General features: G+C 67.6%; 16 protein-coding genes and 1 pseudogene. 8 read left to right on the top strand and 9 right to left on the bottom strand.

What is annotated here, in order from left to right; genetic code table 11:
- Positions 1-6: 6 nt before the first annotated feature.
- The 3 genes from AC5P5W_RS07995 to AC5P5W_RS07985 all read right to left on the bottom strand — a co-directional run bounded on the left by AC5P5W_RS07995 (position 7) and on the right by AC5P5W_RS07985 (position 2411).
- Complete coding sequence (locus AC5P5W_RS07995; RefSeq protein ID WP_197575127.1) at positions 7-189, bottom strand: type II toxin-antitoxin system HicA family toxin; 183 nt, start codon at positions 187-189, stop codon at positions 7-9.
- A 94-nt stretch (positions 190-283) separates the two neighbouring features.
- A complete protein-coding gene (gene hutC / locus AC5P5W_RS07990; protein WP_495221017.1) occupies positions 284-1012 on the bottom strand; it encodes a histidine utilization transcriptional repressor HutC in 729 nt (242 codons plus the stop codon).
- A 28-nt stretch (positions 1013-1040) separates the two neighbouring features.
- Positions 1041-2411 (bottom strand): formimidoylglutamate deiminase, encoded by a 1371-nt coding sequence (locus AC5P5W_RS07985; protein ID WP_049442480.1) that lies wholly within the window; start codon positions 2409-2411, stop codon positions 1041-1043.
- 67 nt (positions 2412-2478) lie between these two features.
- Here AC5P5W_RS07985 and hutI point away from each other — a divergent pair, with 67 nt between their 5' ends.
- From hutI to AC5P5W_RS07955, 6 genes are all read left to right on the top strand, one after another.
- Entirely contained in the window at positions 2479-3702 is a 1224-nt protein-coding gene (gene hutI, locus AC5P5W_RS07980) for an imidazolonepropionase (protein ID WP_197575129.1), read from the top strand.
- On the top strand, positions 3699-5240 hold the full coding sequence (gene hutH / locus AC5P5W_RS07975; RefSeq protein ID WP_197575130.1) for a histidine ammonia-lyase: 1542 nt from the start codon (positions 3699-3701) through the stop codon (positions 5238-5240). The genes hutI and hutH overlap by 4 nt, the downstream gene beginning before the upstream one ends.
- The gene (gene hutG / locus AC5P5W_RS07970) at positions 5237-6091 is read left to right on the top strand and encodes an N-formylglutamate deformylase (protein ID WP_049420801.1); all 855 of its coding nucleotides are present in this window, start codon (positions 5237-5239) and stop codon (positions 6089-6091) included. Before hutH ends, hutG begins: the two co-directional genes overlap by 4 nt.
- Entirely contained in the window at positions 6088-7755 is a 1668-nt protein-coding gene (gene hutU / locus AC5P5W_RS07965; RefSeq protein ID WP_075076616.1) for a urocanate hydratase, read from the top strand. Before hutG ends, hutU begins: the two co-directional genes overlap by 4 nt.
- Before the next feature lie 148 nt (positions 7756-7903).
- Positions 7904-9340: a serine hydrolase gene (locus tag AC5P5W_RS07960; RefSeq protein WP_197574908.1), complete on the top strand. Its 1437-nt coding sequence runs from the start codon at positions 7904-7906 to the stop codon at positions 9338-9340.
- A 194-nt stretch (positions 9341-9534) separates the two neighbouring features.
- A complete protein-coding gene (locus AC5P5W_RS07955) occupies positions 9535-11646 on the top strand; it encodes a TonB-dependent receptor domain-containing protein (protein WP_197574910.1) in 2112 nt (703 codons plus the stop codon).
- Between the two features lie 46 nt (positions 11647-11692).
- On the opposite strand, the gene AC5P5W_RS07950 is transcribed toward AC5P5W_RS07955, so the two are convergent.
- On the bottom strand, positions 11693-12211 hold the full coding sequence (locus AC5P5W_RS07950) for a hypothetical protein (RefSeq protein WP_197574912.1): 519 nt from the start codon (positions 12209-12211) through the stop codon (positions 11693-11695).
- A 206-nt stretch (positions 12212-12417) separates the two neighbouring features.
- Positions 12418-12899 (bottom strand): annotated as a pseudogene (locus AC5P5W_RS07945) (hypothetical protein); the annotation flags it as partial.
- Between the two features lie 206 nt (positions 12900-13105).
- Here AC5P5W_RS07945 and AC5P5W_RS07940 point away from each other — a divergent pair.
- Entirely contained in the window at positions 13106-13429 is a 324-nt protein-coding gene (locus tag AC5P5W_RS07940) for a hypothetical protein (RefSeq protein WP_197574913.1), read from the top strand.
- A 34-nt stretch (positions 13430-13463) separates the two neighbouring features.
- On the opposite strand, the gene AC5P5W_RS07935 is transcribed toward AC5P5W_RS07940, so the two are convergent.
- A complete protein-coding gene (locus tag AC5P5W_RS07935; RefSeq protein WP_197574914.1) occupies positions 13464-14039 on the bottom strand; it encodes an LmrA/YxaF family transcription factor in 576 nt (191 codons plus the stop codon).
- A gap of 69 nt (positions 14040-14108) precedes the next feature.
- Between AC5P5W_RS07935 and AC5P5W_RS07930 the strand changes: the two genes are divergently transcribed.
- Positions 14109-14654, top strand: a complete 546-nt coding sequence (locus AC5P5W_RS07930) for a thioesterase family protein (RefSeq protein ID WP_046431478.1) — start codon at positions 14109-14111, stop codon at positions 14652-14654.
- 3 nt (positions 14655-14657) lie between these two features.
- Here the strand turns inward: AC5P5W_RS07930 and AC5P5W_RS07925 are convergent, their stop codons facing one another.
- The 3 genes from AC5P5W_RS07925 to AC5P5W_RS07915 form a co-directional block, all read right to left on the bottom strand.
- Positions 14658-15335 (bottom strand): hypothetical protein, encoded by a 678-nt coding sequence (locus tag AC5P5W_RS07925; protein ID WP_075076610.1) that lies wholly within the window; start codon positions 15333-15335, stop codon positions 14658-14660.
- A 141-nt stretch (positions 15336-15476) separates the two neighbouring features.
- Positions 15477-16259 (bottom strand): SGNH/GDSL hydrolase family protein, encoded by a 783-nt coding sequence (locus tag AC5P5W_RS07920; protein WP_053495524.1) that lies wholly within the window; start codon positions 16257-16259, stop codon positions 15477-15479.
- A 49-nt stretch (positions 16260-16308) separates the two neighbouring features.
- Positions 16309-17274, bottom strand: a complete 966-nt coding sequence (locus AC5P5W_RS07915) for a DUF2268 domain-containing putative Zn-dependent protease (protein WP_049442474.1) — start codon at positions 17272-17274, stop codon at positions 16309-16311.
- Between the last annotated feature and the right edge of the window lie 47 nt (positions 17275-17321).

Here is a 17321-nt window from a genome sequence, read left to right as displayed (position 1 = left end):
GCCCTCCTACGTCAGTCCTGCGAGCTTCCGCAACGCCTGCACCAGCCCTTTCCCCAGATCCTTCCTTGGGTGAGGAACGGTGATGATGTGAGGGTGCTGCGAGTGCACGAATACATGATGGAATCCGCGGATCCGACGACAGATCCAACCTGCCGCTTCCAGTTCCCGGATGAGGTCCCTGCTCTTCATGCAGCGACGATACACATCGCACACACGCCCCGACAGAGTTCAAGGCGACAGTCGTTTCGGCAGGGTAGATCCACGCCATGCGTGGATGGAATCCCTATCGCGCGCCCGGCGCGAAGCGCGCCACCAGGTCCCAGGCATCCCCCAGGAACACCTGGCGAACGCGGGTGATCGGCTGTTCGCCACGCCAGGTCAGGCGTTCGATCACCAGGCAGGCGGTACTGGGCTTCACATCCAGCAGCCTGGCGGTGGCAGTATCCGCGCCCCAGGCACTGATGCGATGCTGGGCACGGGTCCAGGACACGTTCTGCAGCAGCCAGCTGCCCGGGGCGGTGGTGCTGAAGTCGACCTCCAACACCTCGGGCACGCCCACCGGGCTGATCAGGCGGTGCTCCAGTGCCAGCGGGCGGCCATCGGCCAGGTGCAGGCAGCGCATCGCCAGCAGCATTTCGCTGCCGGCCAGCTCGACTTCGCCGGCATTGCCGGCATCGGCCAGGCGCAGGTCGCGCTGCAGCAGTCGATAGGCGTACTGATGTCCCCGCGAGCCGACTTCCATCGCGATATCGGGAATCTCCAGCGCCACCTGCTCCAGGTGCGGTGGCTGACGCGCCACGAACGAACCCGCGCGACGGCGGCGCTCGATCATGCCGCTCTCGGCCAGTGCGGTCAGCACCTTGTTCACCGTCATCCGCGAGCATCCGTACTGCTCCATCAACTCGTGCTCGTACGGAATCCGGAAGCCCGGCGCCCACTCTCCACTGAGGATGCGGCTTTCCAGATCGCTGCGGATACGCTGGTTGAGCGTGGCGGACTTGCTGGCCTTCACGTAATGGGGTCTCGGTGGCGGTAGGCGATCAGCCCAGCACGCCGCGCAGGGCGGCAGCGAAGGCGCTGGTGATCGCCTCGCGCTGCAGGTGGCGGCCCTCGGCCACGCACTGGCGGCCATGGCGCCAGACCGATCGCAGCGCGCCATTACGTGCGGCGAACACCCAGCTGTCAAGCCATGCGTCATCCTGTCGCGCCTGCAGCGCCGGGTGTGCGGCGTCCAGTTCAACCAGGTCGGCACTGGCGCCGACCTGCAGGCCGGCGGCCACGCCCAGCGCCTGTGCGCCACCGTGCAGTGCGCCTTCGAACAGGAAGCGGCCGGTGCTGCGGGTGGCATCCGGGGCCAGTACGTTGCGACCGCGCAGGGTAAGCCGCTGGCCGTACTCGAGCAGGCGCAGTTCTTCGGCCGCGTCGATCAGCACATTGGAATCGGAACCGACGCCGAAGCGCCCGCCCTCGCGCGCGAACGCCTGCATCGGGAACAGGCCGTCGCCCAGGTTGGCCTCGGTGATCGGGCACAGGCCGGCCACGGCCTGGCTGGCGACGATGGCCGCGCGCTCGTCATCAGTGATATGGGTGGCATGCACCAGGCACCAGCGCGCATCCACCGGCGCATGGTTGTACAGCCACTGCACCGGGCGCTGGCCGCTCCAGGCCAGGCAGGCCTCCACTTCGCGCACCTGCTCGGCGATATGGATGTGCACCGGGCCGTCGGTCAGCGGCAGCAACGCACTCAGTTCCTCGCCGGTGACCGCACGCAGGCTGTGCGGTGCGATGCCGAGCACCGCGTCGGGCAGCGCGGCCAAGGCCGGCTTGGCGGCCTCCAGCAGCTGCGCGAAGCCGTCCACGTCGTGGATCAGGCGCCGCTGCGCTGGATTCGGCGCCGCCCCGCCGAAATCGGCATGTGCATAGAACACCGGCAGCAGGGTCAAGCCAATGCCGGTCTGGTCGGCGGCGGCGGCGATCCGCGCACTCATCTCGGCGCGGTTGGTATACGGCCGGCCGTCGGCATCGTGGTGCAGGTAATGGAACTCGCCGACGCGGGTGAAGCCACTTTCCAGCATTTCCATATAGGCCTGGGCGGCAATGGCCTGCACCGCGTCTGGGCGCAGGTGGGCCAGGAAACGGTACATCAGCTCGCGCCAGCTCCAGAAGCTGTCACCGTCGCCGCCGCCGATCTCGGTCAGCCCGGCCATGCCGCGCTGGAAGGCATGGCTGTGCAGGTTGGGCAGGCCCGGCACCAGGATGCCGACCCGGGTGTCGCCCGCCTGCGCGCCCTGCCCCGTGCTGATGGCCGCGATGCGACCGTCCTGCACCTGCAGGCGGACATCGCGGACCCAACCCTCGGCCAGCAGGGCGTGGGCGGCATGGAAACTGTGCGGGGAACGCGAATCGGACATGGCTGGACAACCCGAAATGGACGCCTATATTGTATAGACATATAAGCACAGCCGCGTTGTGGATGCCATGCACGTCGATACCCTCTGGTCCAACGTCCACCTGATCACCCTCGATGGCGAAGGGCTGGGTGTCATCCGCGATGGCGTCCTGGCCTGCGCCGACGGCCGCATCGTCCATGTCGGCGCGGCCGGCAGCGATGCCCACCTGCAGCCGACCACCCGCATCGACGGCGAAGGCCGCTGGATTTCGCCCGGCCTGATCGACTGCCATACCCACCTGGTCTACGCCGGCAACCGCGCCAACGAGTTCGAGCAGCGCCTGCAGGGCGTCAGCTATGCCGAGATCGCCCGTGCCGGCGGCGGCATCGTTTCCACCGTGCGCGCCACCCGTGCCGCCACGCCGGAACAGCTGGCCCGCGAAAGCCGGCCACGCCTGCTGGCGATGCGCGCCGAGGGCGTGACCACCCTCGAGATCAAGTCCGGCTACGGCCTGACCCTGCCCGACGAGCGCAAGCAGCTGCAGGTGGCGCGTGCGCTGGGCGAGGAATGCCGGGTCAACGTGGTAACCACCTTCCTCGGCGCACACGCGGTTCCGCCAGGCCGCGAAGCACAGGAATACACCGACGAGGTGTGCAACGTGATGATTCCGGCCATCGCCGCCGAAGGCCTGGCCGAAGCGGTGGATGTGTTCTGCGAGAACATCGCCTTCTCGCCGGCGCAGGCGCGCCAGGTCTTTGAAGCGGCGCGCGCCAACGGGCTGTCGGTGAAGATCCACGCCGAGCAGCTGAGTAACCAGCATGGCGCCGAACTGGCGGCCCGCTTCGGGGCACTGTCGGCCGACCATGTCGAACATCTGGACGATGCCGGCATCGCCGCGATGGCCGCTGCCGGTACCGTCGCCGTGCTGCTGCCCGGTGCCTTCTATTTCACCGGCGATACCACCCTGCCGCCGATCGCCGCACTGCGTGCGGCCGGCGTACCGCTGGCGCTGGCCACCGACAGCAACCCGGGCACTTCGCCGCTGACCAGCCCGCTGCTGGCGATGAACATGGGCGCCACCCTGTTCCGCCTGACCGTGGACGAGTGCATCGCCGGCTTCACCCGTGAAGCGGCGCGCGCACTGGGCCATGGCGAGCGCATCGGCCGCCTGGCGGTGGGCATGGACTGCGACCTGGCGATCTGGGACATCGATGCCCCCGCCGACCTGGTCTATCGCATTGGATTCAACCCGCTGCACGCGCGCGTGGTGCGCGGACAGCCCGACCTGCCTGCCTCCTGGAGCAACACATGAGCAACACCCTGGTTCTTCGCCCCGGCCATGTCACTCTCGCCCAGTGGCGGCAGGTCTATCGCGGTGCGCCGCTTGCACTGGACCCGGCCGCGCTGCCGGTGGTGCGCGCCAGTGCGGCGGCGGTGGCCGCCATCGTCGCCAAGGGCGCGCCGGTGTATGGCATCAACACCGGCTTCGGCAAGCTGGCCAGCGTGCGCATCGAGCGCGAAGATCTGGCCACGCTGCAGCGGAACATCGTGCTCTCGCATGCCGCTGGCGTGGGCGAGCCGATGCCGGCCAGCGTGGTGCGCCTGATGATGGCGCTGAAGCTGGTCAGCTTGGCGCAGGGTGCTTCGGGCATCCGCGAGGAAACCCTGCTGCTGCTGGAAGCGATGCTGGTCAAGGGCGTGCTGCCGGTGGTGCCCGCGCAGGGCTCGGTGGGTGCCTCGGGTGACCTGGCGCCGCTCTCGCACCTGGCCAGCGTGATGCTGGGCGTAGGCGAAGCCTTCATCGGTGACGAGCGCCTACCGGCAGCCGACGCACTGGCACGTGCCGGCCTGCAGCCGATCGAACTGGGCGCGAAGGAAGGCCTGGCGCTGCTCAACGGCACCCAGTTCTCCACCGCCTATGCGTTGGCCGGCCTGTTCGAGATCGAAACCGTGTTCCAGGCCGCACTGGTGACCGGCGCGCTGTCGGTGGAAGCTGCCAAGGGTTCCGACACGCCCTTCGACCCGCGCATCCACGCGATCCGCGGCCAGCGCGGGCAGATCGCCACCGCCGCCACTCTGCGCGCGCTGATGCAGGGCTCGGACATCCGCGAATCACACCGTGACAACGACGTGCGCGTGCAGGATCCGTACTGCCTGCGCTGCCAGCCGCAGGTGATGGGCGCGGCGCTGGACATCCTGCGCCAGGCCGCGACCACGCTGGAAATCGAAGCCAACGGCGTCTCTGACAATCCGCTGGTGTTCACCGATACCGGCGAAGCGTTGTCCGGTGGCAACTTCCACGCAGAGCCGGTGGCCTTCGCGGCCGACATGCTGGCGATGGCGGTGTGCGAGATCGGTTCGATCAGCGAGCGCCGCCTGGCGATGCTGGTGGACCCGGCGCTGTCCGGCCTGCCCGCCTTCCTGACCCCGCGCCCCGGTTTGAATTCCGGTTTCATGATTCCGCAGGTGACTGCCGCGGCGCTGGTCTCGGAAAACAAGCAGCGCGCCTACCCCGCCAGCGTTGACTCGATCCCGACCTCGGCCAATCAGGAAGACCATGTGTCGATGGCCGCGCACGGTGCGCGCCGCTTGATGCAGATGGCCGAGAACGCGGCCAACGTGATCGGCATCGAACTGCTGGCCGCTGCGCAGGGCTGCGACTTCCACGCCCCGCTGCGCTCCAGTGCCGCGCTGGAAAGCGTGCGCGCCACCCTGCGTGCGCAGGTGCCGACACTGGAAGAAGACCGCTACTTCCATCCGGACATGGTGACCGCCACGAATCTGGTGCGCAGCGGCGCGCTGGCGCAGGGCCTGACCGACCTGCTGCCAACCGTGGAACCGCAGGCATGAATACCCATCCCGAATGGCTGACGGTGCACGAGGGCGATGCCCCCCTCATCGTCAGCTTCCCGCATACCGGCAGCGAGCTGCCGCACGACCTGATCGGCGACTACCACTCACCGTGGCTGGCCCGCCGCGACGCAGACTGGTGGGTACACGACCTGTACGACTTCGTGCGTGGCATGGGCGCGACCACGGTGCGCTCGGCGATCTCGCGTTCGGTAATCGACCTCAACCGCGATCCCAGCGGCGTCTCGCTGTATCCGGGGCAGAACACCACCGGCCTGTGCCCGCTGACCACCTTCGACAACCAGCCGCTGTATCACGCCGGGCGCGAACCGGACGAAGCGGAAATCGCCCGTCGCCGCGACACGTATTTCCTGCCTTACCACGATGCGCTGGCGGCGCAGATCACGCGCCTGCGCGCACACCACAGTACCGTGGTGGTGTACGACGCGCACTCGATCCGCTCACACATCCCGCACCTGTTCGAAGGCGAGCTGCCGCAGTTCAACCTGGGTACCGCCGGCCCCTCCGGTGCACCGGACACCTCCTGCGACAACGCCTTGAGCGATGTGGTGGAGAACCTGCTGGCGCTCAGTGGCATGAGCCAAGTGCGCAACGGCCGCTTCAAGGGCGGCTGGATCACCCGCCACTACAGCAACATCCCGGGCGGCGTGCACAGCCTGCAGATGGAACTTGCCTGCCGCGGCTACATGCACGAGCCGCTGCCCGGCCAGGTGGACGAACACAGCTGGCCCACCCCGCTCGACCCCGCCCACGCCGCACCGCTGCGCCACACCCTGGCGCAGGTGCTCAACGCCTGCCTTGAATTCGCTACGAACCGGAGCGCCGCATGACCCGCAACGACCCGTCCCGCACCATTGCCGCGCCGACCGGCACCACGCTCAACGCCAAAAGCTGGCTGACCGAAGCGCCGCTGCGCATGCTGATGAACAACCTGCACCCGGACGTGGCCGAGCGCCCGCAGGAACTGGTGGTGTACGGCGGCATCGGCCGCGCCGCGCGCGACTGGGAAAGCTTCGATGCCATCGTCGAGACGCTCAAGCGCCTGGACGACGACCAGACCCTGCTGGTGCAGTCGGGCAAGCCGGTAGGCGTGTTCCGCACCCACGCCGACGCGCCGCGCGTGCTGATCGCAAATTCCAACCTGGTGCCGCGCTGGTCCAACTGGGACCACTTCAACGAGCTGGATAGGAAAGGCCTGGCCATGTACGGCCAGATGACCGCCGGCAGCTGGATCTACATCGGTGCGCAGGGCATCGTGCAGGGCACCTACGAGACCTTCGTGGAAATGGGGCGCCAGCATTTCGGCGGCGACCTGACCGGGAAGTGGCTGTTCACCGGTGGCCTCGGCGGCATGGGTGGTGCACAGCCGCTGGCTGCCGTGATGGCCGGCGCCTCCTGCCTGGCCGTTGAGTGCCGCAAGAGCAGCATCGACATGCGCCTGCGCACCGGCTACCTCGACACCTGGACCGATAATCTGGACGAAGCGCTGCGCCTGATCGACGAGTCGTGCAAGGCCGGCACGCCGAAGTCGGTGGGCCTGCTCGGCAACGTTGCCGATGTGCTGGCCGAACTGCTCAAGCGCGGCGTGAAGCCGGACCTGCTGACCGACCAGACCTCTGCACACGACCCGGTGAATGGCTACCTGCCACAGGGCTGGACGGTCGAGCAGTGGGACGAGAAGCGTGTGAGTGCACCGAAGGAAGTGGAGAAGGCTGCGCGTGCATCGATGGCCAACCACATCCGCGCCATGCTCGGCTTCCACGCGCTGGGCGTGCCGACCGTGGACTACGGCAACAACCTGCGGCAGATGGCACTGGAAGAAGGCGTGGCCAATGCCTTCGATTTCCCGGGGTTCGTGCCGGCCTATATCCGTCCACTGTTCTGCCGCGGCATCGGCCCGTTCCGCTGGGCCGCACTGAGCGGTGATCCGGAAGACATCGCCAAGACCGATGCAAAGGTGAAGGAACTGATTCCGGACAACCCGCACCTGCACCGCTGGCTGGACATGGCCGCCGAGAAGATCAAGTTCCAGGGCCTGCCGGCACGCATCTGCTGGGTCGGCCTGGGTGATCGCGATCGACTCGGCCTGGCGTTCAACGAGATGGTCGCCAACGGCGAACTGAAGGCGCCGGTGGTGATCGGTCGCGACCATCTGGACAGTGGCAGCGTCGCCTCGCCGAACCGCGAAACCGAAGCGATGGCCGACGGCTCCGATGCGGTGTCCGACTGGCCGCTGCTGAACGCCCTGCTCAACACCGCCAGCGGCGCGACGTGGGTGTCGCTGCACCACGGTGGCGGCGTGGGCATGGGCTTCTCGCAGCACGCCGGCATGGTGATTGTCTGTGATGGCACCGAAGCGGCGGCGAAGCGGATTGGCCGCGTGCTGTGGAACGACCCGGCCACTGGCGTGATGCGCCATGCCGATGCGGGGTATGGCATCGCGATCGACTGCGCGAAGGAAAAGGGACTGGATCTGCCTGGGATCCTCGGCTGATCACGGAGGTGCCGGCCAGGGGCCGGCACTACCGAAACGTGTGGTAGTGCCGGCCGCTGGCCGGCTCTCCCCGATGCGGGAATCGGCGGCCTTGACCCGCTCGTCGGTCGTGACCAACATGCGCCATCACCGCTGATGGATCACCGCGATGTACCGCACGCTCGCTGCCGCATTGCTCTGCACGCTGTTTGCGATCCCGCCCGCTTCGGCGCGTGACGTCCCCACCAATCTCTCCACTCAGCTAGACGCCCAACTGCAGAGCAACCGCGAGCGCTACGGCATCGCCGGCCAGGCGGTACTGGTCGCACACAACGGCCAGGTGCTCTACCAGGGCGCCAGCGGTGAACGTGATCCCGCTGCCCATGCCCCTGCCACCGTCGAGACCATCTTCGCCGCGCAGTCGATGGCCAAGCTGCTGACCAGCACGCTGGTGATGCAACTGGTCGATCAGGGCAAGGTGGATCTGGATGCGCCGGCCAGCCGCTACGTGCCGGGCCTGCCGATTGCATGGCAGGCGATCCACGTGCGTGATTTCCTCAACCACAGCTCCGGCATCGGCGAGTACTACGACCGGGTGGATAACCGCTGGGTGAGCAAGGGCTACCCCGGTGTAGCGCCTGACCTTGGCGCGGCACTGAAGGTGGCCGGTGCGGCACCGATGCAGTTCGCCACCGGCAGCCGCGTGCAGTACACCCAGGCCAACTACCTGGTGCTGACAGCGCTGCTGGAAGCACACTACCGCACGCCCTACCCGGCCATCGCGCGCGAACGCATCCTGCAGCCATTGAAGATGACCAGCACGTCATGGGGCATCGCCAACGTGCCGGTCGAGCGCGCGGCGGTGCCGTACATCGGCAAGGATGGCGCGTTGCAACCGGCCAATGAAGATCCCTGGCCCAACTACGGCTGGGGGCATGCCGACCTGCAGACCACCGTGGGCGACATGAACCGTTTCCTGCAGGCGCTGGCGACCGGCAAGCTGGTGCGCACGGCGACCCTGGAAAAACTCTGGCAGCCGCAGAAGCTGAGCGGTGGCGGCAGCAATTTCTTCTCCACCGGTTGGGATACCACCCGCAGCGATGGCTACACCCAGGTCGGTCATGATGGCGGCACCCGCGTTCGTGCGCGGTTGGCCTACAAGGGCACGCTGGCCAACGGTTACTGGGTGTTCGTGTACCTGACCAATGGCAGCGCCCGCAATGTCTGGTCCAGCACGCTGGTGGAGAGCGCGATGGCGGTGGTTGCGCCCGGGGAGTTTCCGCATGCGGTGTTGTCCGAGCGGCTGATCGGCTATGCGCTGGATGACAGCACCGATGCGAAACCGCAGATGCGTAGCTGGCTGCGCGACAGCAATGGCGTTCCCAACGGCGAACTGGAACGTGCGATCAACAGTGATGGCTATGCCATCCGCGAAAGCCTCGGTGCACGCAAGGCGCTGAAGGTGTTCGCGCTGAACACCGAGCTGTATCCGCAGTCCGCCAACACGTGGGACAGCCTGGCCGAGTGCCACGCTGCATTGGGGGAGAGGGAAGCGGCTGATCGGCTGTACGCGAAGGCCAAGAAGCTGGCGAAGCCCTCGCCATAAACCCTGCTGTAGCGCCGAGCCCGTGCTCGGCTGCTCTTCGCCGCGATGGCAGACAACCCGCGCTGCGCGCGATTAGCCGAGCGTGGGCTCGGCTCTACAGGAACACGGCGGGCGGCCATACGCCGCCGGCGGGTGACGCGGCGCTGCCGACCTGTTAACTTGCGCGCAACTTTCGTGGTTTACAGCATTCCCGCATGTCGCTTCCGTCGTACCGCCCCCACCCGTCGCTGCTGTTCCTGGCTGTTTCCCTCGCCCTGGCTTCCACCGCCGCCGCCGCCCCGCAGGCCACCACCCTCGATGCCGTGCAGGTCACCGCTGCCGCCGATGCCAGCGCGCAGGCGCGCGAGGCCCTGAAGCGCATCCCCGGCGCCAGCAACGTCATCGACGTGGCCAAGGCCGACAGCCGACTATCCACCAGCGCCGATGTGCTGGCCTACCAGCCGGGTATCAGCGCGCAGTCGCCGGGTAATGAGGGCACCAAGATCTCGATCCGTGGCTCGGGCATCAACCGGGGCCCGGGCGCGCACGCCTCGGGCATTGCGGTGTCGATCGACGGCCTGCCACTGACCGGCCCGGGCGGCACGCCCTACGAGCTGCTGGAACCGCTGTGGCTGTCGCGCGTGGAAGTGCTGCGCGGCGCCAACGGCTTCGAGCGTGGCGCGCTGGCGCTGGGCGGTGCCATCGACTACGTCAGCCGCAGCGGTCGTGATTCGGCGGGCGTGCAGCTGCACTACGAAGCCGGCAGCCGTGGCTACCAGAAGCGCGGCATCAGCTGGGGCGGCGTCAGTGGTGATGTCGACTACTTCCTGGCCTACACCGATACCGAATTCGACGGTTACCAGCGTCATGCGCGCGGCGACGGCAAGGGCGCGATGGCTAACATCGGCTGGCAGATCACGCCCGACCTGCAGACGCGTTTCTTCGTGCGCTACCGCGAAACCAATCATGAAACGCCCGGTCGCCTGACCCGCGATCAGATCCGTAACGATCCGCGTGCCGCGAATGCGGCCAACCTGGCCATCGATGCGCGTCGCCCGCAGCCGGGCAGCACCTGGGTGGGCAACGTCACCACGCTGCAGATCGATGAAGACTCCTCGTTGCAGGCCGGGCTGGTCTATCACACGTACCCGATGGACTTGAACGAGAGCCTGTACCGGCAGCAGCTGGACTACGCCAACCTCAACGCCACGCTGGACTACCGCCGCCGCCACCGGCTGTTCGGCCTGGACAGCGAAACCACGGTCGGCCTGCGCGTCACCCACGATCTGGACGCCGATGTGCGCGAGTCGCTGCGCTTTGCCAGCAACGGCTATGCCGCCGGCACGCGCACGCGTGACTTCCGGCACCACGGCACCGACAGCACGCTGCACGTCGGCAACACCCTCACCTTCAATGACCGCCTGCGCATGCAGGCCGGGCTGGCACTGATCAACACCCGTCGCGATGTGCAGGTGACCTGGCCGAGCAGCGGTGGCCGCCTGCGCGACCACGACTGGGACCATGCGCCGCGACTGGGCTTCACCTGGCAGCACAGCGCCCAGACCCAGTGGTTCGGCAACCTCAGCCGCTCGGTGGAGGCGCCGCACCCGTGGTCGATGATCTGGGGCTCGAACCAGTACTTCGGGCCAGGCAATGGCCCGTCTACCGGCCGCCAGCGCGCGCCGGTGCCGATGCAGAACCAGACCGCCACCACGCTGGAACTGGGCGCGCGCGGTGACGCGGCGCTGGGCCGCTGGGAACTGACCGGCTACTACGCGCACGTGAACCACGAACTGCTGAGCGTTGAACTGCAACCGGTGCCGAACCTGTTCATCGCCGAGAACAACGCCAGCCCCACCGTTCACCGCGGCATCGAGGCCGGATTGGACAGCACGCTGTGGCAGGCTGCACCGGGCCGGCTGTCGCTTCGCCAGGCCTATACCTTCAGCGATTTCCGCTACCGCCACGACGCGCGTTTCGGCAGCAACCGCCTGCCCGGCCTGCCGCGCCACGCCTACCAGGCCGAGCTGCGCTTCGATCATGCATCCGGCCTGTACGCCGCGCTCAATACCGAATACGCCTCTCGCATCGCCGTCGACTACGCCAACAGCTACTGGGCCGACAGCCATGTGATCTTCGGCAGCCGCATCGGCTACGACGCACCCGGTGGCCGCTGGCAGGCCTGGGTGGAGATGCGCAACCTCGGCAACCGCCACTACGCCGCTACGGTCACGCCGGGTTACGACGACGCCGGCAAGGATGTCGCGCGCTCGACCCCGGGCGAAGGTCGTGGCGTCTATGCGGGCATGCGCTGGCGCTTTGACTGATTGCCGCAGGCGGCGCCGGGTGTGATCCGGCGCCGCCGTTCCAGTGTCAGCCGATACGCCAGGCCGGCAGGCGCTCGCTGCGCTTCCAGATGGAAGGCGCCAAGCCGATCAGCACCAGTGCCGCCAACCACTTCGGCGAGGTACTGAGCAGTGTCGAGGTGAGCGAGCCATCGACGGGGGCGGCCATTTCCTGCCACGGGTTGTAGCCCAGGTAGACGACGCTGCCAGCCCACCACAGCAACGCCACACCGACACCCACCAGCAGCAGGGCCAGCGTGCGGCAGGTCCAGCGCTGCGAGGTAGTGCCCCATTCCCGCGACGCCGCGGTCAGCAGGCCCACCACCAGCAGCGACACCAGTGCCACCAGGCCGATATCGACCTTGGTTCCAATGCGCTCATAGGTACAGGCGCGGCACTGCGCCTCTTCCGCGGCGGTGGCGGCTTCGGCGCCATCGGCCTGCCCGGCTGCGGGCTGCGCCAGTGCTGCAAACGGCAACAACGCCGCCAGCAGCGTCACCATGATCCAACGAAACAACGTCCTGTTCCTGCGTGCAGCGACATCCATGCGCTCTTCCTCGTCAGTGGTTGTGTGTCCCAGTGGGCGTCCGGCCATCCAGCGCCCCTGTTTCAGATGCAGTACGACAAGCTCCCGATAGGTGACACCGCCGGGACACGAATCCCGGCCGACCGCGATCATAGCCTACTGTTCAGTGCAGCTGAAAACGGGGCGGGTCCAGGCGATATGAAGGAGCCAACCGCACTCCCCCCCCCTTGGATGACCTGCAGCAGATGGCTCGCACCCGGCACGCATTCCTGCGCGAGCCAGCCCAGTACGGCGAAAAACAGCAGCAGGCCGAGCAGCGGCCAGATCGTATGCGACACGCATACCCGCCACCATCCCTGTTCCTGCATGCCCTGCATGCGAGGCGATGGGCTGCCACCGCCCACATCCGGCGACAGTCCCTCCAGTACGCTGCCCAGCGCCAGCGGATCCAGATCCACACCAGCAGCAGGAACACGCCATAGGCCAGCAACACGGCCATCGGGTAGCGAAGCAACATCGCGTCGATGCCGGCCAGGCGCAGCAGGTACGAGGCAAGGAATCCGGCCGCACCGGTCAGGGCGACGATCAGGGCCATCTGCAGGCGTGGCCAACCCCCCTGCTGCAGGTACCGGCGCGCACGCACGACTTCGCTGCCGTGGTTTACGGGCAATTTCAGTGGACTGCGTGAAAAATGGCGCGAGCGCTTCATGCCGCCGCGAGGGGGCGGGAGGCAGCGCGGCAAGGGACCTCGGGAACCTGATACTGCATGCGGACATCCTTGCCGGGCACGCGTAGGCGGTGGTGGACGGATTCCAGCGCGATGGGGCCGTGGGTCCATCACCCACAGGCCGCACTGGCGCCGGCCTTGTACCCGCGCGCCGGCGGCTGGATCATGACTTTCCGCCACGAAAAAGTATGCTCTACGGCATGCACGTCTACCAGCTCACCCGCTCCACCGCCCTCGTGATGTTCGTTCCAATGATTGGCCTCGCCGGTTGGGGTTCGTGGTTTGGTAGCCGCTGCATCAGCGATGGCTGCCTCGGCGTCCTGGTGGCATGGCTTGCCGCCGTGGCCACCTTTGCGGTGCAGGCGTTGCTGGTGCTCCCGACGCATGCCTGGGCCCTCAAGCGGCAGGGATCCCCCGCCTCCCGCAGCTACCTGCGTTGGTTGGGCGCGTCGGCCATCGCTGCCTTCCTGCCCATCGTGCTCGGCTGGGGCTATCTGATGATCTTCCGATGACCTGCTGCGCGTCTTCCGCACGCGGATAGCCGGATCAAGGACGCGCGGCCGCCTTCAGCAACTGCGCGGTCACCTGGTCGAACGGGGCGATGTCCTGCAGTGCGCGGCACATCGCCACTGCGCCTTCCACGCTGGCAATCACCAGGCTGGCCAGCTCGCCCGCCGCTGCGGGGGCGCGCCCTTCAGCGACGAACGCCGAGGCGAGGTGCCCCTGCCAGCGCGCGAACACTTCGGCAGCGGCAACGCGTGCCTGGCTGGGCACGGCCTCCACCGGCTCTTCCACTGCCGCGGCCAGCACCGGACAGCCCGCGCGGAACCCGGAACGCAGCAAGCGCTCACGCCACATCGCCAGGAACTGCTGCAGGCCCTGCACCGCCCCCCCCTTCAGCAGCTCCACCAGCAGCGCTTCTACCTTGTCGCCAGCCATGTGGGTGGCGCGCGCCAGCAACTCCTGCTTGCCGCCGGGAAAGTGGTGATAGGTGGAGCCCAGCGGTGCCTCGGCCAGCTTGGTCACCTCACGGATGCTGGTGGCATTGAGACCCACGCGCGCCAGCATCTGTGCCGCAGCATCAATCACGCGTTGTGGCGCATCAGAGGGACGCGGGCTCACGGCGGGCTCCTTGCTAAGACAGTCGTCATAGATTAGCGTACCGGCGATTCTATAACAGTCGTCATAACCATGAATCTCTGGTTCCGCCTGCTCCACCTGCTGCTGTACAGCCTGTTCCGGCCGAAGCTGGAGGCCCCGTTCGGGGTCTCGCGCCTGCAGTTCCGGGTGCTGCCCAACGATCTGGACAGCAACCTGCACATGACCAACGGTCGCTACTGGAACATCTTCGATCTGGGCCGGCTGGACCTGATCCTGCGCATGGGCCTGGGCCGGGTGGCGCTGCGCGAGAAGTGGGCGCCCATCGTAGGCGCCGGCACCATCCAGTTCCGTCGCGAGCTGAAGCCGTTCCAGCGCTTCACCCTGGAAACGCGCCTGGTGGGCTGGGTCGGCTCGCGCGGCATCATGGAGCAGCGCGTGCTGATCGGCGCCGAGCAGAAGATCGCCACGCGCGCGCTGCTGGTCACCGGCATCTACGACCGGCGTGCGCGGCAGTTCCTGGGCATGCCGAAGATGATGGAAGCGATCGGCGTGGTCGCCCCGCCGTCGCCGCCGCTCAGTGCGGCCGCCGAAGCGTTGCTGGCCGCCGATGCGGCGTTGAAGCAGGACGACGCCTGAGCTTCAGGGGGCCGCCACCGGCACCGCGTGCGGTTCGCGCGACACGACCTGGGTGCGCCCTCCCACGTGCAGCACGTACTCGAAGGACTGCCGCATGCGGCTGTATGCGCCGCCATCCGGCACGCCGTAGTTGGCACCCACGCTGAGGGTATGCCGGCCCGGCGGCAACGGCTTGAGCATTACCCAGTAGCCGTCGGCGGCGGCCAGCCGAGAGTGTTCGTCGCCGGCATCCATGCGGAAGCAGCCTTCGCTGCGGACCCGATGCCTGCGCATGTCGCCCAGTGGCTGGCCGTCCAGCAGCACCACCGCGCTGATCAGGTAATCGTTGTTGACCGCCGCCCCCGCCTGCAGCTCCTTGCAGGACACAGCCTCATCCACCTGGTAGTGCGCCATGTTGATGATCGGCAGCAACAGGTACTTGCCAGCCGGCACCACGCATTCGCGATGTGGCCGGAAACGGCCATTGGTGCCGGCCAGGTTCCAGACCGGGCCTTCCTGGCCCAGATCACACACACGGCCATCCGGGTCGAGATAGGGCGCGCCGCCCTGGGCGTCGGCCCAGCGCCACCAGCGGGCGGTCCATTCGGCCAACGAAACGCCGCCCACCGGTTCACGCGTCAGCGGCGAAGGCACCGCCGTGTCTGCACTGAACGCCGGCACGGCGGCCAGCAGCAAGGCCATCGTTGCGCCACTGCGGCAAAGCCATCCCTGGATTCCCTTCCGCATCACCCACCCCATCGTCCCTGGCGGCCACGCGGCGTGGCCAGCTTCGGCGCCACTGTACCTTGGCGGGCTGGATCCTGTGCAGTGCGGGTACTGTGCCTACTCCAGCGCCATTGCGCGCTTGACCGCCGCCTCGGCCAACGGCGCCATCACCGCATAGCCCTTCGCGGTGGGATGCACGCCGTCGTCGGCCAGCTGCGGATCCAGCCCTCCAGCGGCATTGGCCATCGGCGTGTAGTAGTCCAGATAGACCAGCTGCTTCGCATCGGCATAGCGCTTCAATGCCGCGTTCAATGCGCGCACCTTGGGCGCAGGTGCCGTGCCCGGCAACCACGGGTAATCGCTGACCGGCAGCACCGATGCCAGCACCACGGCAATGCCATGTGCACGAGCCAGGTCCACCATCGCGTGCAGGTTGTCTTCGATCATCGCCTGCGTGGACGGGCCGGTGTTGCCGGCGATGTCGTTGGTGCCAGCCAGGATCACCACCACCTGCGGCTTGAGTGCCAGCACGTCCTGCGGGAAACGCACCAGCATCTGCGCCGTGGTCTGGCCGCTGATCCCGCGATTGAGCCAACCCTTGCCGGGAAAGAACGTCGCGCTGCCCTCCCTGCCCCAGCCTTCGGTGATCGAGTCACCGAAGAGCACCACGCGTGGTTGCCCCGGTACGGCGGCAGGCAATCGCGCGTTGGCATCGCGGTAACGCTGCAGTTCCGGCCAATCGGCCAGGCGCTGCTGCATGAAGCGCACCTCGTCCGGGCGCAGTCGCTCGACAGGTTCCACCAACAACGGGTTGATGGCGGGCACGTCGGCCGCCATCCCATGGGCGCTCATCGCGCTACCGAGGGCAACCGCGGCCAAGCCAGCGGACAAGGAACGCATGGGGTCTCTCCGTTGAATGTCTGCGCCAGTCTAGCGCGCGGCCCCGCGCTCAGCGTGCCGCCGACCGCGCCGCCACGCCTGTCACCTTGGCCGGCATCCACATGCCTGGCGTCCAGCCACTGGCGGCCAGGATCGCCTTCGGGTTGTCCTGCTGGATCAGCGCACGCACCGCGTCACGCTTGTCCTCGGCCTGCAGGTAATAGGCCTTGGCGATGCGATAGCCCACCCAGTAGCCCAGATCATAGGGTTCCTGCGAACCGGGCTTGTAGTTGTACAGCCACGGCGACAGATCGGTGCTGTCCACATCCAGTGCGAAGGCGCTTTCGATATGTACTTCCCGGCCACGGGTCCAGGCCGCGTGGCGACCGTTGCCGACATTGCCGGAAATCAGCTCGCCGATGAACTCGGCGATGCCTTCGCCCAGTGAAACACGCAGCACCGTCGCATGCGGGTCGCCCGGCTCGACGTCGGTCAGGCCGGTCTGCTGGATGTGCACGTACTCGTGCGCGATCACGTGCACGAAGCGGTCCTGCACATTGGGATTCATGAAATCGGCTGCGCACAGCGCTTCCAGGCCGATGATCACCCCGCTCTTGGAGGTCAACCCGACCGGTCGGCCGCGGCCGACCGCGATGGTCACCGGCGGAAACGCGGCCTGCGGATAGATCGCCTGCAGGTTGCCGAACACCTGCACCAGGCGCTGCTTCACCGCCGGCAGCTCTGCAAGGCAACCGCGTCCCTGCGCATACACCCCGGGCTGGCTGGCAATGGCCTCGGCCATACGCTCGGGCGTGACCCGGCGCGCCTTCGCCAGTTCACCCAAGCCCGGACTGCCTTCGGCCAGGTAACCGGCCAGCTGGGCGATGCTGGGCTTGCCGCCGGTGCTGTCGTAGAGCGCGTAGAAGCGGCTGGCATCGGTGGTGAGGATCTGCGGCCCCGGCGGGGTTCCCGCCGACGCCACGCCGACCGCCCCGGCACAGGCCAGGGCAAGCAGGCAACGCAGGAAACTGGACATCGCTCCGTCCTTGGTGGAGTGCATGCGAAGCGCGCAATCTACCACTC

The sequence above is a fragment of the Stenotrophomonas sp. YJH_SMC_123 genome, from assembly GCF_059368215.1.
Note: the sequence above shows the minus strand (reverse complement) of the source record. Positions and strands in the feature narration are given on the sequence as shown.

What these genes read in the sequence shown, in the direction of transcription:
- hutG (WP_049420801.1), top strand. Translation starts at nt 5,237, where the DNA reads ATGAATACCCATCCCGAATGGCTGACGGTGCACGAGGGCGATGCCCCC.
- hutI (WP_197575129.1), top strand. Translation starts at nt 2,479, where the DNA reads ATGCACGTCGATACCCTCTGGTCCAACGTCCACCTGATCACCCTCGAT.
- AC5P5W_RS07985 (WP_049442480.1), bottom strand. Translation starts at nt 2,411, where the DNA reads ATGTCCGATTCGCGTTCCCCGCACAGTTTCCATGCCGCCCACGCCCTG.
- AC5P5W_RS07915 (WP_049442474.1), bottom strand. Translation starts at nt 17,274, where the DNA reads ATGTCCAGTTTCCTGCGTTGCCTGCTTGCCCTGGCCTGTGCCGGGGCG.
- AC5P5W_RS07925 (WP_075076610.1), bottom strand. Translation starts at nt 15,335, where the DNA reads ATGGCCTTGCTGCTGGCCGCCGTGCCGGCGTTCAGTGCAGACACGGCG.
- AC5P5W_RS07930 (WP_046431478.1), top strand. Translation starts at nt 14,109, where the DNA reads ATGAATCTCTGGTTCCGCCTGCTCCACCTGCTGCTGTACAGCCTGTTC.
- hutH (WP_197575130.1), top strand. Translation starts at nt 3,699, where the DNA reads ATGAGCAACACCCTGGTTCTTCGCCCCGGCCATGTCACTCTCGCCCAG.
- AC5P5W_RS07960 (WP_197574908.1), top strand. Translation starts at nt 7,904, where the DNA reads ATGTACCGCACGCTCGCTGCCGCATTGCTCTGCACGCTGTTTGCGATC.
- AC5P5W_RS07920 (WP_053495524.1), bottom strand. Translation starts at nt 16,259, where the DNA reads ATGCGTTCCTTGTCCGCTGGCTTGGCCGCGGTTGCCCTCGGTAGCGCG.
- AC5P5W_RS07995 (WP_197575127.1), bottom strand. Translation starts at nt 189, where the DNA reads ATGAAGAGCAGGGACCTCATCCGGGAACTGGAAGCGGCAGGTTGGATC.
- hutU (WP_075076616.1), top strand. Translation starts at nt 6,088, where the DNA reads ATGACCCGCAACGACCCGTCCCGCACCATTGCCGCGCCGACCGGCACC.
- AC5P5W_RS07950 (WP_197574912.1), bottom strand. Translation starts at nt 12,211, where the DNA reads ATGGATGTCGCTGCACGCAGGAACAGGACGTTGTTTCGTTGGATCATG.
- AC5P5W_RS07955 (WP_197574910.1), top strand. Translation starts at nt 9,535, where the DNA reads ATGTCGCTTCCGTCGTACCGCCCCCACCCGTCGCTGCTGTTCCTGGCT.
- AC5P5W_RS07940 (WP_197574913.1), top strand. Translation starts at nt 13,106, where the DNA reads ATGCTCTACGGCATGCACGTCTACCAGCTCACCCGCTCCACCGCCCTC.